The following is a 13,809-nucleotide window of genomic DNA, read 5'->3' on the forward strand; positions in this document are numbered from 1 at the left end:
AGGCATATTTTGCTTAGCACTAGTGGAGTTAGAGTCTTAAGAGGAAGATCTGGTACAGGAAAATCTTATGTTTTAATAAAAGCGCATAAGCTCGCAACAAATCGTGGACAAAAAGTTATTGGTCTTGCTCCTACTCATGAGGCAGTATCAGAGCTGAGGAGCAAAGGTTATACAGAGGTCTATACAGTAAAAGGATTTTTATATAATCGAAAAAAAATTTTTATGCAAGACAGCTTAATAGTAGTAGATGAAGCTGGAATGGTAGGTACTAAAGCTTATGCAGAGCTGTTTAGAGTAGTTAGAAACAATAATTGTCAACTGATACTTGCTGGAGATGAAAAGCAGTTAGCTTCAATAGAAAGAGGTGGAATGTTTGAGATGCTGAGTAATATTTTTGGTTCACATGTTTTAGTAAATATTCGAAGACAAAGTAAAAACTGGAGCAGAAAAGCAGCAATGGAGTTTGCTGAGAGTAATATTTTAAGCGGTATAACCTTACTGAGGCAAAATAACTGCGTTAGGTTTGATAATACGTTGCAGGACTCAATGAGTAAGTTAATATACAACTGGAGTTTAAGCAAATTTAAACCACATGAAAAACTGGTAATTACAGTACGTAATAAAGATGTCGACATTCTTAATTCAAGTATTAGGTCTTTGTTAAAAGCAAATGGTACGCTAAAAGGCAAAGAATATAGGCGTTCAATTGCTGGAAGGGAAGAGTCCTATATGTTAGGAGATAGAATCGTATTTCAAACAAACGATAAGGATTTACAAATACAAAATAGTGAATTTGCAACTTTAACTTCGGTTAGTAAAAATAAATTTATAGCTAAGACAGATGCAGGAAAAAAGGTGAGTTTTGATCCTAGTAAAATACAATTTAAACATAGCTATGCAAGTACTGTTTATAAGGTCCAGGGAGCTTCTATAAAAGATGTATATGTTTTGCATAATGGAGTAAGTAATATAAGCAGCTCATACGTAGCTATGACAAGGCATATAAAGAGCTTAAAGTTATATTGCAATAATGAAGCAACTAAAAGCGTTAACAGCTTAATAAATCAGCTCAGCAGACCAAATGAGAAATCAGCTAGCATAACTCTGAAAACTGCTCATGATTTTGAGAAAGAACGGACAAAGACAACTGTTTTTAGTAAAGTTTTTAGTAAAGTTGAAAACTGGTTTAAGTCTATAATCAATGATATCAATGATAGATCTCATGTGAATGAAGAATATTATCATTTTACCGCTAAACCAGATCAAGAAGCTAAAGTAGAAAAAGTCCAGCAAGAGAATAGCATAAAGCAATGCACCACCAAAGATATTTCTACTCCATTGTTTATGCAAATCAAAGAACAAAGACAATATGATTATGATGTAACCATTCTGTCAGCAGAAGGAAAAACGATATCAAGTTTTCAGGAAGCTGGCATTGATAGCAGAATGGTATATAGCTCAAATGTAAATAATTTGAAGTACTATCAACCATTTCAAGGAGAAAAGATTCTTATAGCTGCAAATAATTATAAACAGAATAAAGAATATGTAAGCACTATAAACGAGGCTGCAAAAGTACTGACAAGCAAAGGAGCAATCACTAGCATCGTAGTTCCTTCAGAAGGTGAAGATTTTAACGAAATGCTAAAAAATAAAGGAGCCACAGCTGTTAAGGAGCTTATGATACCTGAAATCATGAAGTTAATTAATACTCAGAACGTAAAAACAGAGTCTGAACAAGTGGTGAAAACTAACATAGCTCCAAAAATTGGAGTTAGACGGTAGTGCTGAAGATTTGAAATTGAATGTAAGCTATTCATTCATAGAGCAAATTACAAAATGAGCTATACATAACAGCTCACAGTGATGTTTGTAATTTGCATTATGCCCTGCTAAGATAATAATGACTATATATGTTCTTCATAATAATGGTGTATGCATAGAAAGTTCTAACATAAGCATGATAGGGAATGCAGAGCAAATACGGTTGTACTACAATGTGCAAGCTACAAAAAATGTTGCTAACCTAATAGAGCAGCTTAGCACAGCTAAGACAGACTCTATCAATTCAAAAGAGGAGAATAATGATGTTCAAGCAAATGAAGTAAGGCAATATCAATCTGCTCAAAACTATAGAAAAAACGATTATTATTCAAATAGCAAGGAAGAACTACAAAAATTGAGGGATGCAATAGCTTATAGAGCTGACACTATAGCTCGTGATATTCTTGGAGATCCAAATAACCGCCTATCTAAACACGGAAGATTACGTTGGGAAGACACTGGCAAAATACAAGTAACCACCGAGGGCAAGTACGCTGGACAATGGTATGACTTCAGCACAGGACAAGGTAGTAATTTATTATCTCTGCTTCAAAGAGAAAGAGGAGGCAGCTTTTTTGAGGCAAAGGAATATTTGAAAAGTATGGTTGGAATGTCTAATATTAGTCAACGGTATCAGAGACCGCCTAAGACTGACGATTCTCAACAATACACTCAACAATCTGAAAGTGTTAAAATCGCAAAAGTTCAAAACTTGTATGAACGATCAAGCAGAATACATGGTTATGAGATAGATACGAGCCCAAGCGCAGAAGTTGAAATAGTAAAAAAGTATCTTGAAAATCGTGGTATTACTTTTGACAAAAGCACCGCAAGTTCAGACTTAAAAGCAAGTATACTGTTTGATACTCAAACGAGAGAAAATTATCCAGCATTTACAGCTTTTGCAAGAAATTCAAAAGGGGAAATTACCGGAGTACAGGCCGTATATCTAAATTTGGCAGGAGATAAGGCGAATATTTCAATTAACAGAAGATCTTTCGGTAAAATCAGCGGATCGTTCATAACAATCGCAAAGCGAAATGCGAATGACCCTAATATAACAATTATAGCAGAAGGCGCTGAAACAGCATTGAGCTTGCAGCAATCAGGCATTAAAGGTAATATCATTGCTAGTGCAGGAATTTCGAATTTGAGAAATTATTCACCATTTCCTGGTGAAAAAATCATCATTGCAGCAGATAATGATAGCAAAAATCCTATAACTAATAATACTGTAATTAAAGCTGCAAAAACGTTAGAAATGAAGGGAGCGATAACTTGTATAGTCAAACCACCAGAAAATGGTGATTTTAATAATCTGTTGCAAAGTTGTGGAGACCAGTCAATTAGAGACATTATAGAACCTGAAATTACTAAACTGACTAAGGCAGTTGAAACAACCAAACTTACTCAAACAGAAAATAATAGTATAGAAAAACAAAATAATATTACGAATGTTAAAGAATTGTATAATAAATCTTCATCTCTATACTACTTTAAACAAGAAGAGGAAGCTAAGGTGGAAACGATAGTAGTAAACAAATTTTTAGAAAACCATACAGGAATTTATAGTGCAAAAATCTTTAACAATTCTAATTTAAGGGCAAATATGGTTTTTGATGAAGAGACTCAAAAATCCTGGCCTGCACTCACTATTTTTGTTAAAAATGACAAAGATGAAATTACTGGAGCTAAGATATTAGCTCTGAATTCAAAAACATGTAATAAAGCTGATGTAGCTGAAAAATCTGTTGGTACAATTAGTGGGTCATTTGCTGAAATTGCTCAACAGAATTCAAAATACTCACCTGTAACAATCATTACAAAGGATATTGAAACAGCGTTAACCATTAGGCAAGCTGGAGTCGAAGGAAAAATCTTATGTGCAATTGAAGCCGAAAATTTGCAAAACTATAATCCTGGCCCAAAAGAAAAGATCATTCTAGCAGTTAAAAATGACGTAAATACTGAAAAAGCTGAAAAAGTTCTGGAGGATAAGGAAGCAGTAGTCTGTACAGTCAAAAATGACTTCAATAATGTATTAAAAACTCAAGGATTATATGCTGTTAGAAATATTATCAGCCCTGAAATAAGAAAACTTAATGAAAAAATTGAATCAATACAAACTAATATACAACCAGGATTATGTCCGAAACACTAGGCAGAGTATGACACAGCATTTTTTATTTAAAAAACTATAGAGTGAAAAAATATGACAAAACAATTAAAGCATGATTCATTGGCAAAGACAATCATGAGCGATCCAGTTGCTGCACAAGAATTTCTAGAGTATTATTTACCAAGCGATTTCAAGAGTTTAATAGATTTATCACAAATAAAAGTAGAGCAAGAGAGTTATATAGAAGAATCGTTAAAGAAAAAATACAGTGATATCGTCTATAAAGTTGCAACCAAAAAACATGGCAATGCTTTTATTTATATATTAATTGAAGCTCAATCAACCGTCGATTATTGGACAGCTCTGCGGTTATGGAGATACACATTGTTATTGTGCGAAAGGCATAAGAAAGAAAAAACTAAATTACCATTAGTGTATAATTTAGTGATCTACAACGGCAAAGAAGTCTACAACGCACCTAGGAATTTGTGGGATTTATTTACCGATTCAATGATAGCTAAGCAATTAATGACCTCTGACTATCAATTAGTCGATTTACAAAGTATGTCGAATGATGAAATTGTTAGGAAAAAGCATATCGGAATGCTCGAATATATGCTAAAGCACATTCATCAACGAGATATGTTAAAGCTTTGGGAAGAGTTTCTAATAAAGTTCAAACATGTTTTAATACTTGATAAAGAAAAAGGCTATATTTACCTAAGATCATTTTTATGGTATACTGATACTAAATTACTAGAGAGTCAGCAACCAGAATTAGAGCAGGTTCTGGCTAAGTATTTATCTGAAGAAGAAAAAAGTAATATTATGAGAACTATTGCTGCAAAATATATTGATGAAGGTATAGAGATTGGTGAAACTAAAGGCAGAGCTGAAGGTATAGAGATTGGTGAGATTAAAGGCATAGCTAAAGGCAGAGCTGAAGGCAGAGCTGAAGGCAGAGCTGAAGGCATAGAGATTGGTGAAGTAAAGGCTAAACAAGAGCTTGCAAGGAACTTATTAAAAGCTGGCTTTTCAGTTGAATTTATTTCTGAAAATACCGGATTGTCAAAAGAAGAAGTGATTAATTTAAAAAATAACATAGAGTATTAATTTTTCGAATTAATACTCTACTAACTTAAGTTTTTTGAGCAATTTATATTCACAAACAAAAGCTGTATTTAAGTTTTGTAGCTGCATAGTTAGTTTTGTGATAGGAAAGTTACCGGCAAGCTTTACATAACATGTAAGGTCTGGTAGGTTCATAATTTCAGATGGCATAACTAAAATCTTTTTACGCTCAACATTATTCATATTTACCCCATCTCGCATAGTATTTGATCCATATGACAAGTTCTCTTGAGTTTCAATAATTTCTTGTTCACCTAGTGTTAATGCTGACTTATAAGCTGTAACCTGATCGCTAACTCGAAAAATAAATTTACTATTAAACAAATCCAGCATAGAATCACATTCAGCAGCCCCATATATTGCTTCTAATTGATGAATGTTCTGCAATCCAGCAACAAAGCAGCCTCCATACTTTCTACTTTCAGCCAAAGCAACTGGTAAAAACGAAACTTTTTGTAGAGCTGGCAGTTCATCAAGTATAAACCACATGTTTTTGTTATCATGATTAGGATTTCTACACATCAAAGCCTTGATAGCTATGCTTATCCAAGCTGAAATAAGTGGGCATAAAGTAGCTCTTTGATTTGGGTTAGCTGTGATAAATAGCCAGCCAGTTTCATTTGAGTTACTAAACCATTCCTTGATGCTAAAACTACCTCCAGGCTTTAAATATTGTAGCGAAGTAATATTCTTTCCAAGAGTAGATTGAATTCCTGCAGAAGTTTCGAGCGCGCTTTCGCTTATAATACCTGATACAGCTGTGTTTCTAAAAGCTTTTGCAAATTGTCTATTATCAGAGTAAATGATTGTATGAATTAGTTTTATGATATCTTTATCATCCTTATATAGCTTCAATGCTTCAGACAAGACTAATTCAGCATTTTTAGCAAAAAAGTCATCAAGTTTAGGAGTATAATTACTAAAACTACTCGCTATATCATGAAAATCAGCTGCTTCAAAACAATCATTCCAAGGCAACCATTGTTCACTATTTTTTTCAAAAGGATTAAGCAGTTTATCACATTTAGAGTCAAAAAATCTATCAATAAAAGTTCCAGTTGTGTCTACAATTATTGCTCGATCCTTATGTAATCGAATTTGTGGTAGCAGTTCGTTAAGCATATTAGTTTTACCGGTACCTGTTGTTCCAGTAATCAGAATGTGTAATCTTTCACTATTCTTTACTAATGGTAAGCCTCCAAAACGGATTTTAGAGGCCTTTTTAGCTCTTTTTAGCATTTTGGCTAAGCATTTGTATCCTACAAAATCAGCACCTCTAATTTTGGCCTTAATAATCGTTTTTTTACCTTGAGCTGTAAAGAAAACAATTGAGATTATCACACCAATAGCAAAAACAATTAATCCTTCTAACAATGCTGAATTAATTAAGAATTCCAATAATTGCTGTATTTTAAATCCATGTTGGCTTGTATAAAACTCATGCAAAAAGTCTTGAGCATTGAGGTGCATCCATTTTTTAAACCTTAAACTATAAAACTTAATGCCTATTTGATCGATATCATAAAAATGCTCACCAATTGCTAGCTTAAGCTGCACATATCTTTCAATTGCAAAATAATACAAGCTGCTCAGAAAAACTTTTTGATATAATCGACATATAATCCAGAATATCGATAATCCTAATCCAATTATAAAAACGTTGGTACTACCTTGCCCAAACATTCTTAACTTATGGGCAAATAACTGCGAGCCTCTGGTGAAATTTCCTTGATTCTGAAAATTCATCTATCTCAAGAGTATTTTTTCAATATCTGTAGTTTTTGCTCATACTCTTTTACTCCAGTAAAATTCTTCAATTCTGTTAACCTTTTTAACATTGTTTCATGTTCTGCAATGATATTTAGTATTAAATCACCACACCCCACCTCCAGCACTAGTACTAGTACTACTACTTTTACTGTGGCTAGTACCTGTATACTCAGTAGTAGCAATGCTACTAGAACCAACCTTCTGCAGAGCTTGGTATTCACTCTCAGTTAGACCTATATACAGAGCTTCATCATGAGTTATCCTGTCGGCTATTTCCATGGTAATGGAGTTTCCTGTTGAAATAAGATTGGACTCTTTTTTTGTCAGTGAATCAAGATTGCTCTGTGAACGCACAAACTGGTTTTGATATCCAGATTGTAGCAGTGCAGAAGAGCGGTAGTTATCTAATAATAAATCTACGTTTTTATTTATAATTTGTCGACCATCATCCGTTGTAGTGACTTTTATACTACCATCATTGATAATAGCAGCCATATGTAATGAAGGAGCTAGGTTTTGTTGAGAAATAGTTCTATTGCCTATGCTGTAATTATCCATACTCAAGTTATTGTCGACTATGTTGCTTCCTAAGCTGCTAGCAACTTGTATAGGAGAGAACTGGCTGGCTAAGTTAGCTGTAGCATGAGCGCAAGCTTTTATCACTGACCAAGAAAGCATTGGTATTGATGATGCAAGCATTTGAAACGTCGCATAGCTATATAAAATCATCTCTGCAAAGCTTCCTTGCGATAGCATATTCAGACCATAATCACTACCGAAAGCTCCAGATTTACTGGATAAGCTGATCATTCCTAGACAATGGATTATTGTAAAAAATACTGGCCAGCTGCTGACCCATATTATTAATAGAATCCATGTTTTGAGTATGTTGTAACCACCAGGCAGTAAGGCCATTGGAAATACAATAAAGATCATTGAAACTACTACTGCAAAAAAAACAGATTGTAAAATAGGCATCATGTGAGCAGCCATTTCTCCAGCTACTAGATACGAAAACGACTTTTGAAATAGCCCTCTGATTGCATGCATACTAACTAAATTAGGATAAATTCGTGATAATGAAAACTTCTCACGCCAGTCATCATATGACTCACGATTAGCATTAAGTAGCATAGCTTGCTTCATCCATTCATGAATATCTTGTTGCTCTCTCTGTAAATATTTTAGTGTGTCGCCAGTCATGACTTTTAGTCTTTGACTTAACATGTGTGACTGATCAGATTGAACTCCAATCGCAGCTGCAAAGTTTGTTAAAAGCCCTTCATTTAATTCTTTATGAATTGCTGCTTTAATTAATGGAGTAGCTTGCCTACATGTCTTGAAACTAATACCTAAATTACTAGGTTCGCGATAATAAATACCGAAATTATTAGGTATATTCTGCTCGATAAATCCTATAATGTCATTAGTTTGTTGAGCAGCTGCTTTTTTTCCTAAGATATTACCTATGATGTAAGGCTTCATAAAGCATTGTCTAAGAAATTCCTTCGTATTAGTTAAAGTTACTGGATCATGTATTTGCACATCTCGAATCTTAGCTACAGCCTTAGCTCCAAACATAATACCAGTTTTTCTGCTTGATAGTCCTTCATAAGCCGGTAAAAGATGATTTTCCAACATTTTGGACACAAAGTAACTCGTTTGCGAGGAAAGAGAAGCAAACATTGCAATACCTATCGGAATATTATCAACTTTTACTGGTGCACTCATTGATACCTCATCCTTCAGCCAAACAGTAGCTTTGGGGGCAAATAACAGCGTAAAAATAAATATCGATGGAAAGAACCACTCCATAGCAAAGATGCCGATATTTCCTCTAAAAATAGCCCTAGTAGCAGCCCATATGCCGCCAATAGTCAAGGCTAAGTGGCCTACTGGAGTGAAGTATTCGCTATTTGAAGCAAAGACTCTGCCTATGCCGTTAAACACATGCCATAACAGATCTCCACCACCAAATGTGTATATTACGTAATCCATTAACTTTTCTCCTTCGCTATTAAATGCTGCTCTATTAATCTAGCCCTTTTATCTATTCGACTTGCATCTGTTTGTAGGCTAGTCCATTTCTCATTTGCAAAAAGTTGTACCCGATTCAATTCCTTCAAATATCTTTCTAAATGTTCATTCGAAACTTGCTTAGCACCTAGTGAAGTAACGGCTCTACGTATTTCGGTGATTACTTCCTTCAAATGCTGAACTAATGTATAGCTAGCTATTAATTCTGATGAGCTATCTAAAATTGTGACTCCAGAAATAGCTTCTAATGTAATATAATCATAAATCGGAAATATATCTCCAATCGAAGATAAAAAGGCTATTTCATGGTTACTAAATTCAGTATTATGATCAAACTTATTTTTTAGATTAGTAAATTGTTGTTTAGCTTTACCTGCATAAGACTGCTCTGGTGATATTGTGATATTTCGTCGCAAGCGTTGAATGCAAGCAACTGACATTATCACAACTGTAAATCGAGGCTGATTCTCCGCCTTTTAAATGACTAATCCAACTTTTTTCATCCTGAGCTAATGAGTCATAAAAGTGTACATTATTGTTTGTAACCACGATAGTGCCAGTCATAGACATGATTGAATCATGCATATCTGATGGTATTCCAACCTTTGCTGCTGCTTTAGTGAAGATGTTATAATCATTCTAGCATTAGCTCTGAATCCTTATTTTGTGCTTGTCGCAGAGCTTGTTTTTGAGCTAAATCATTACGACATTTTTTACTAGCAGCAAAATAATCAAATCCACTTTGTGACTGTATATCACGGCAAACAGCTTCTCTCATAGCCCAGTTTCTTGGTAAAGCTGTAGCAAATAATGCTTTTGTTAATTCACAATCTCCTTTGGCAAATTGATTCATCTCCATTGCTAGATTACGCAAGTCCTTGAGAGCGTTCTCAATCTGTGGAGCAAATGTTTTTAATCCTAATGAAAATGCATAAACTTTAGCTTGAGAACCAATGTTTTTCATTAGTTGAACTAATTCTTCTCCAGAAATAACAGAGAAGCTACCAAGATAGGCGTCAATACCGCTACAGCTCATGTTTAAAGATGGTGGAGTTATAGCAAATGGCTGAAAGGATGTTTGGCTTGTTCGAGCAGACAATCCACCAGCTGCATAATATCCAGCCGCTTGATCTTGATATGATCCAGATCTGGTGACATTAACACTCATTCCTTGAAATACGTTTTCGATATTCCAAGCCAGTGATACTGGAGCTTGTAGCAATAATAGTATTGTAATAGCATAAACTCTGATTTTGATGCTCATCTAGTCTCCAATTTATGATAATATCTATCGATTGCTAGAATATTGTCGATAATTTTATCTTCAGAAATTATGCCTCTAGCTACTGAATATATTTTTTTACCATCGCTAGCTACTAGGTATAACACAGGTACAATATGCTTAGGGTTTAGTTTATTCAGCAACTCATTATTCTTACTGACAGCTAGCAACTGAAATGCATATTTATTAGCAAAGCTCTGAACAATAGGCATAAAGGCATTACAGAGCAAGCAATCTTGTTTAACTTGCAGAATCAAGCCCCAGTTTTTAGCAATGTTTTTGAGTTTTAAGTCGTTTTTCTGCTCTGATTTTTCTTGATACAGCTTTCTATGTAAGCTATTAGATGGCTCATGAGCATTAATCAGTTGATAATCAAGTAGAGTAGCTAGCTGCCACATAGTAGCAAACTTATGCGCCTTCTCCATGATTTGCTTCTGCAATCTTTGTGCTGTAATCACATTTTCGAGCGTTGGATTATCAAGCGCTATACGCTGAGCTCGATTAAATTGCTCCTTTAATTCCTCGATTCTATGATCATGGGCCAAATTTATCAACTTAGAAGTAGAGTCATCAGGCTCATGACCATGTTTATCATTATACCATAGAAATCCTGTTGGTGAAGCATCAACAGTGGATAAATGACTAATTAATATCATAACCATTAGTAATCTGCTCATTTAGACTGACTTTGTTGCATACGATGAACTTTATCTTTGATTCCTGCAATAATGTCTTTGTTCATGCTGTTTTGAGCCTTAGTGAGTATATCACCAAATAGTTCATCCATATTGATTTTAGTGAAATCAACTTTTTGTAATTCCTTAACAGTAAGGCCTCTACAATTTGGACATTCAGGTGTTCCAAAGTCTATTTTTAGCTGTTTTCTTGCTTCTTCCTGAAAAATTCTAGCAAGTTTCGACTGAAAGCAGCAATAAGTAGACTTTCTAGCTAAGCAAATACCTAATATTGGAATTCTTGAAGAACAGTAGGTTCCAATGTAATAGCAGTAACCTTTTTTTCTATATAGAGCTAATTCTTGTTCCTTAGATTTGCATTGTGATAAGCCTATATCACGCCCCCAGCCAGTCATTGAAGAACAGCAATTCAAAAAACTAAATACATCTTTTTTGCATTTGCGATGTTTCCCTGAAAATACAGAAACGGGATTTGTTTTAATATCTTTGCTCATCTGATTTAGCATCGCTATATGAGCTACTTTAGCTATATCCCTGTTTGGTATAATAGTTGGAGTATTGCAATTGCCTCCTAAACAAAAGATTGAGTTATTACGCAATGATGAGTGTAGCATTGTTTGCTTCTCAGTTGAACAGCTATAATCGTGCTGCCATAGTAAACAAATATTTGCTACTGATTTTTGGCAAGTGCTGTTTTTTAATTCGCAATTTTGAATTTTAAGGTGTTTGCAACCATCTTTTGGATCGCTAGTACATGAAAAAACAATCTTTTGTTTCCAATATGGACGATTGACTTTAAACTTGTCAAAAAATACTCTATCACCACCATCATAGTTGATTCTATTGACCTCATAGCATTCGTTACTTTCTGTTAATTGCTCAAGTTCAGGGTTTAAAACTTTCCAATATTCTGCTACTTTCCTTAGTTCTTGAGTCTTATCTCTGTAGTCATAGTGAAGTATACATATTTTTTCATTTACTTCTAATAACAAATTTCTACCAACATGGTGTATAGATGCACCAAGCCTATTAGCAATAGCCCATTTCATTTGTTTTACAATTGCTTCGGGATCATCTGCTAGGCAGTATACTTGCGCATCTAATTCATCATCATAGACATCGCTACGACTATTAATCCAATTACTATGATTCTCCTTTATTTCTTCTGTTGCAAATTCCATTTGCCGGCTTTGCCATGGAAGCCATACATTCTCTAATTTGCACTCAACGTTTAATTCTCGAATAAGTTCAATATTGAACTTACTGCCTTCAGTACAACTTTGAATAATTTCAGTATTAGTTGTACTTGTCTGAGTTACGAAGTTACTGCTATCAAGGGCACTTAAAGGATCAGATTCAATTCTCATTGAATTAGCTATCATATAATTTTGATCGTTGATATTATGTTGAGTTAAGGCATTGTTTTTACTGTTTTCAGCTTGAAATAACATTGCCCCACTTTCTGTACTAAGCTGATTACGGCCATGATAGGTTAAATCCTCATCATTATTAGGATAATTGACATTACTACCTTGATGAAATAATTCTTGTGTATTTGAAGAATTTCCAAGATTTACATTATAGTTGCTAGCTTCATTATAACTGCTTTGCATTGAAGCTAAACAACAATTGATGTTCAATATTATCAAAACTAGTACTATAAGTTGCTTCATGGAGTATTCTCATTCATAATTTCTAATGCTGTTGCTAAAGGAATATGGCCAGTTAATTTCTTGGTTAATCCTCTTTTTTCATCATCTATTACTATTACAGGTACAACATCAATTTTATATTTTTCAAACAAGTTAGGATCTATTTTGCTGTCGCATATTTTCCATCTTTGCTGATATCATTGAATATTTGTTCAATATCATTACTTTTAATCTCACTTATCTTTTTTAAAAATAACAGTTTCCCATAATTATATATTCTTGCAGCATCGCTCTGCCAGTTTATAATATATATTTTGGCATACTCTTCAATATACCTATAATACAGCTCTTGAAATGTAATCTCTTGTCTTGCTTTTAGACGTTTCTCATCTTCTGCTATCTGTTGTTGACGTTGTACTTCTCTTGGATCTATTCCTTTCGCCATTAATCTCTTTAATTCTCTTGCTATTTTTCTAGCTTCTTTAATAGATAAATCTGGAAATACACCTATCGTCATTTTTATCCCTTCTTTTCTAAATTTTTTTTTCAAAAGACCATGGTTTTCTTCCTGTCGGTGATATTCTTAGTTTAAGTACTGGTTCAATTTTATCCTTGATGGTTGATGTTCTTTCAGTCGGAATTTTTATTTTTCTTATTAACTTATCTGTTAACTTTAATGTTAATGATCTTGATTCCATAATTATACCATAGATTAATTGTATATTAATTCATATTACAATTACCTAAACAAGGTATCTATATTATTCTCTTTATTTGAATCAAATTTTTATACTAATTTATTTATAACATACCTGACTTCCAAACCGCTTTGCCAACTCTAGGTTGGTATGCATTTTTCAACCATCATCTTAACCTTTAGATTGAAAACTGACCCCAATTTCCTGAATTTTTTCTACCTATTTTCTACCTTTTGCCTTAATTTTTTTGTTATATTGATAAATATTACAAATATATTTATAGTTAAAGTTAAAGCTTGATTAAAAAATATTAATAAAAGTTAACATAAGTTAATAGTAGGTTCTATCAAGTGCAGAAGTTAACAAAAATTAACTTTTCTTCTTTATATTTGATATGTATTTGTAGCTTTATTATTACGTAATGTTTTAGCATAAAATATTGCTTTTTCAACTCTATCAAGATCAATTTTGGTATTAAATCTTACGTTGGTTCTGAACAGCTTATTTATTAAGCTCTCACTATAAAAATCTATCGTTTTCCATCTCTAAATGGTTATTAATAAATTATACCATAATTTAAACTTTTTGTATACTCTAATCT

The 13,809-nt window shown here is 33.6% G+C and carries 12 protein-coding genes and 3 pseudogenes; 4 read left to right on the forward strand and 11 right to left on the reverse strand.

Going from position 1 to position 13,809, the window contains the following annotated elements:
* Nucleotides 1-9: 9 nt before the first annotated feature.
* The 4 genes and pseudogenes from DK405_RS16075 to DK405_RS03885 all read left to right on the forward strand — a co-directional run.
* Nucleotides 10-465: pseudogene (locus DK405_RS16075) on the forward strand (AAA family ATPase); the annotation flags it as partial.
* 483 nt (nt 466-948) lie between these two features.
* The gene (locus DK405_RS16080) at nt 949-1,785 is read left to right on the forward strand and encodes a conjugal transfer protein TraA (RefSeq protein ID WP_458692824.1); all 837 of its coding nucleotides are present in this window, start codon (nt 949-951) and stop codon (nt 1,783-1,785) included.
* Between the two features lie 118 nt (nt 1,786-1,903).
* Nucleotides 1,904-3,985 carry a toprim domain-containing protein gene (locus DK405_RS13875; RefSeq protein WP_231967624.1) on the forward strand — a complete coding sequence of 694 codons (2,082 nt, stop codon included), beginning with the start codon at nt 1,904-1,906 and terminating at the stop codon, nt 3,983-3,985.
* A gap of 51 nt (nt 3,986-4,036) precedes the next feature.
* Complete coding sequence (locus DK405_RS03885; protein ID WP_109510597.1) at nt 4,037-5,056, forward strand: Rpn family recombination-promoting nuclease/putative transposase; 1,020 nt, start codon at nt 4,037-4,039, stop codon at nt 5,054-5,056.
* 9 nt (nt 5,057-5,065) lie between these two features.
* Here DK405_RS03885 and DK405_RS03890 read toward each other — a convergent pair whose 3' ends face one another.
* From DK405_RS03890 to DK405_RS13880, 11 genes and pseudogenes are all read right to left on the reverse strand, one after another.
* Nucleotides 5,066-6,820 carry a type IV secretion system DNA-binding domain-containing protein gene (locus DK405_RS03890; RefSeq protein WP_109510527.1) on the reverse strand — a complete coding sequence of 585 codons (1,755 nt, stop codon included), beginning with the start codon at nt 6,818-6,820 and terminating at the stop codon, nt 5,066-5,068.
* A 5-nt stretch (nt 6,821-6,825) separates the two neighbouring features.
* On the reverse strand, nt 6,826-6,960 hold the full coding sequence (locus tag DK405_RS14995) for a hypothetical protein (protein WP_269459330.1): 135 nt from the start codon (nt 6,958-6,960) through the stop codon (nt 6,826-6,828).
* Nucleotides 6,947-8,842 (reverse strand): conjugal transfer protein TraG N-terminal domain-containing protein, encoded by a 1,896-nt coding sequence (locus tag DK405_RS03895; RefSeq protein ID WP_081420633.1) that lies wholly within the window; start codon nt 8,840-8,842, stop codon nt 6,947-6,949. The genes DK405_RS14995 and DK405_RS03895 overlap by 14 nt, the downstream gene beginning before the upstream one ends.
* Nucleotides 8,842-9,297, reverse strand: coding sequence for a conjugal transfer protein TraH (locus tag DK405_RS15380; RefSeq protein WP_331828119.1), 456 nt, complete (start codon nt 9,295-9,297; stop codon nt 8,842-8,844). Before DK405_RS15380 ends, DK405_RS03895 begins: the two co-directional genes overlap by 1 nt.
* On the reverse strand, nt 9,251-9,466 hold the full coding sequence (locus tag DK405_RS15385) for a hypothetical protein (protein ID WP_331369583.1): 216 nt from the start codon (nt 9,464-9,466) through the stop codon (nt 9,251-9,253). Before DK405_RS15385 ends, DK405_RS15380 begins: the two co-directional genes overlap by 47 nt.
* Nucleotides 9,467-9,515: 49 nt before the next feature.
* Complete coding sequence (locus DK405_RS15390) at nt 9,516-10,145, reverse strand: conjugal transfer protein TraH (protein ID WP_081420631.1); 630 nt, start codon at nt 10,143-10,145, stop codon at nt 9,516-9,518.
* Nucleotides 10,142-10,840 (reverse strand): conjugal transfer protein TraF, encoded by a 699-nt coding sequence (locus tag DK405_RS03915; RefSeq protein ID WP_064612892.1) that lies wholly within the window; start codon nt 10,838-10,840, stop codon nt 10,142-10,144. Before DK405_RS03915 ends, DK405_RS15390 begins: the two co-directional genes overlap by 4 nt.
* Entirely contained in the window at nt 10,837-12,531 is a 1,695-nt protein-coding gene (traN, locus tag DK405_RS03920) for a conjugal transfer protein TraN (protein ID WP_064612624.1), read from the reverse strand. Before traN ends, DK405_RS03915 begins: the two co-directional genes overlap by 4 nt.
* A pseudogene (locus tag DK405_RS03925) lies at nt 12,528-12,674 on the reverse strand (conjugal transfer protein); the annotation flags it as partial. The gene traN and the pseudogene DK405_RS03925, both read right to left, overlap by 4 nt.
* Nucleotides 12,671-13,027: an Arm DNA-binding domain-containing protein gene (locus DK405_RS03930; RefSeq protein ID WP_081420634.1), complete on the reverse strand. Its 357-nt coding sequence runs from the start codon at nt 13,025-13,027 to the stop codon at nt 12,671-12,673. The pseudogene DK405_RS03925 and the gene DK405_RS03930, both read right to left, overlap by 4 nt.
* 567 nt (nt 13,028-13,594) lie before the next feature.
* Nucleotides 13,595-13,741: pseudogene (locus DK405_RS13880) on the reverse strand (HD domain-containing protein); the annotation flags it as partial.
* Nucleotides 13,742-13,809 lie beyond the last annotated feature (68 nt).

This window comes from Orientia tsutsugamushi (assembly GCF_900327275.1).
Taxonomy (GTDB): Bacteria; Pseudomonadota; Alphaproteobacteria; order Rickettsiales; family Rickettsiaceae; genus Orientia; species Orientia tsutsugamushi.

Excerpts from the sequence above, each read along its gene's own strand:
- DK405_RS13875 (WP_231967624.1), top strand. The coding sequence starts at position 1,904 with ATGACTATATATGTTCTTCATAATAATGGTGTATGCATAGAAAGTTCT.
- DK405_RS03885 (WP_109510597.1), top strand. The coding sequence starts at position 4,037 with ATGACAAAACAATTAAAGCATGATTCATTGGCAAAGACAATCATGAGC.
- DK405_RS03930 (WP_081420634.1), bottom strand. The coding sequence starts at position 13,027 with ATGACGATAGGTGTATTTCCAGATTTATCTATTAAAGAAGCTAGAAAA.
- DK405_RS03915 (WP_064612892.1), bottom strand. The coding sequence starts at position 10,840 with ATGAGCAGATTACTAATGGTTATGATATTAATTAGTCATTTATCCACT.
- traN (WP_064612624.1), bottom strand. The coding sequence starts at position 12,531 with ATGAAGCAACTTATAGTACTAGTTTTGATAATATTGAACATCAATTGT.
- DK405_RS03895 (WP_081420633.1), bottom strand. The coding sequence starts at position 8,842 with ATGGATTACGTAATATACACATTTGGTGGTGGAGATCTGTTATGGCAT.
- DK405_RS15385 (WP_331369583.1), bottom strand. The coding sequence starts at position 9,466 with ATGCATGATTCAATCATGTCTATGACTGGCACTATCGTGGTTACAAAC.
- DK405_RS15390 (WP_081420631.1), bottom strand. The coding sequence starts at position 10,145 with ATGAGCATCAAAATCAGAGTTTATGCTATTACAATACTATTATTGCTA.
- DK405_RS03890 (WP_109510527.1), bottom strand. The coding sequence starts at position 6,820 with ATGAATTTTCAGAATCAAGGAAATTTCACCAGAGGCTCGCAGTTATTT.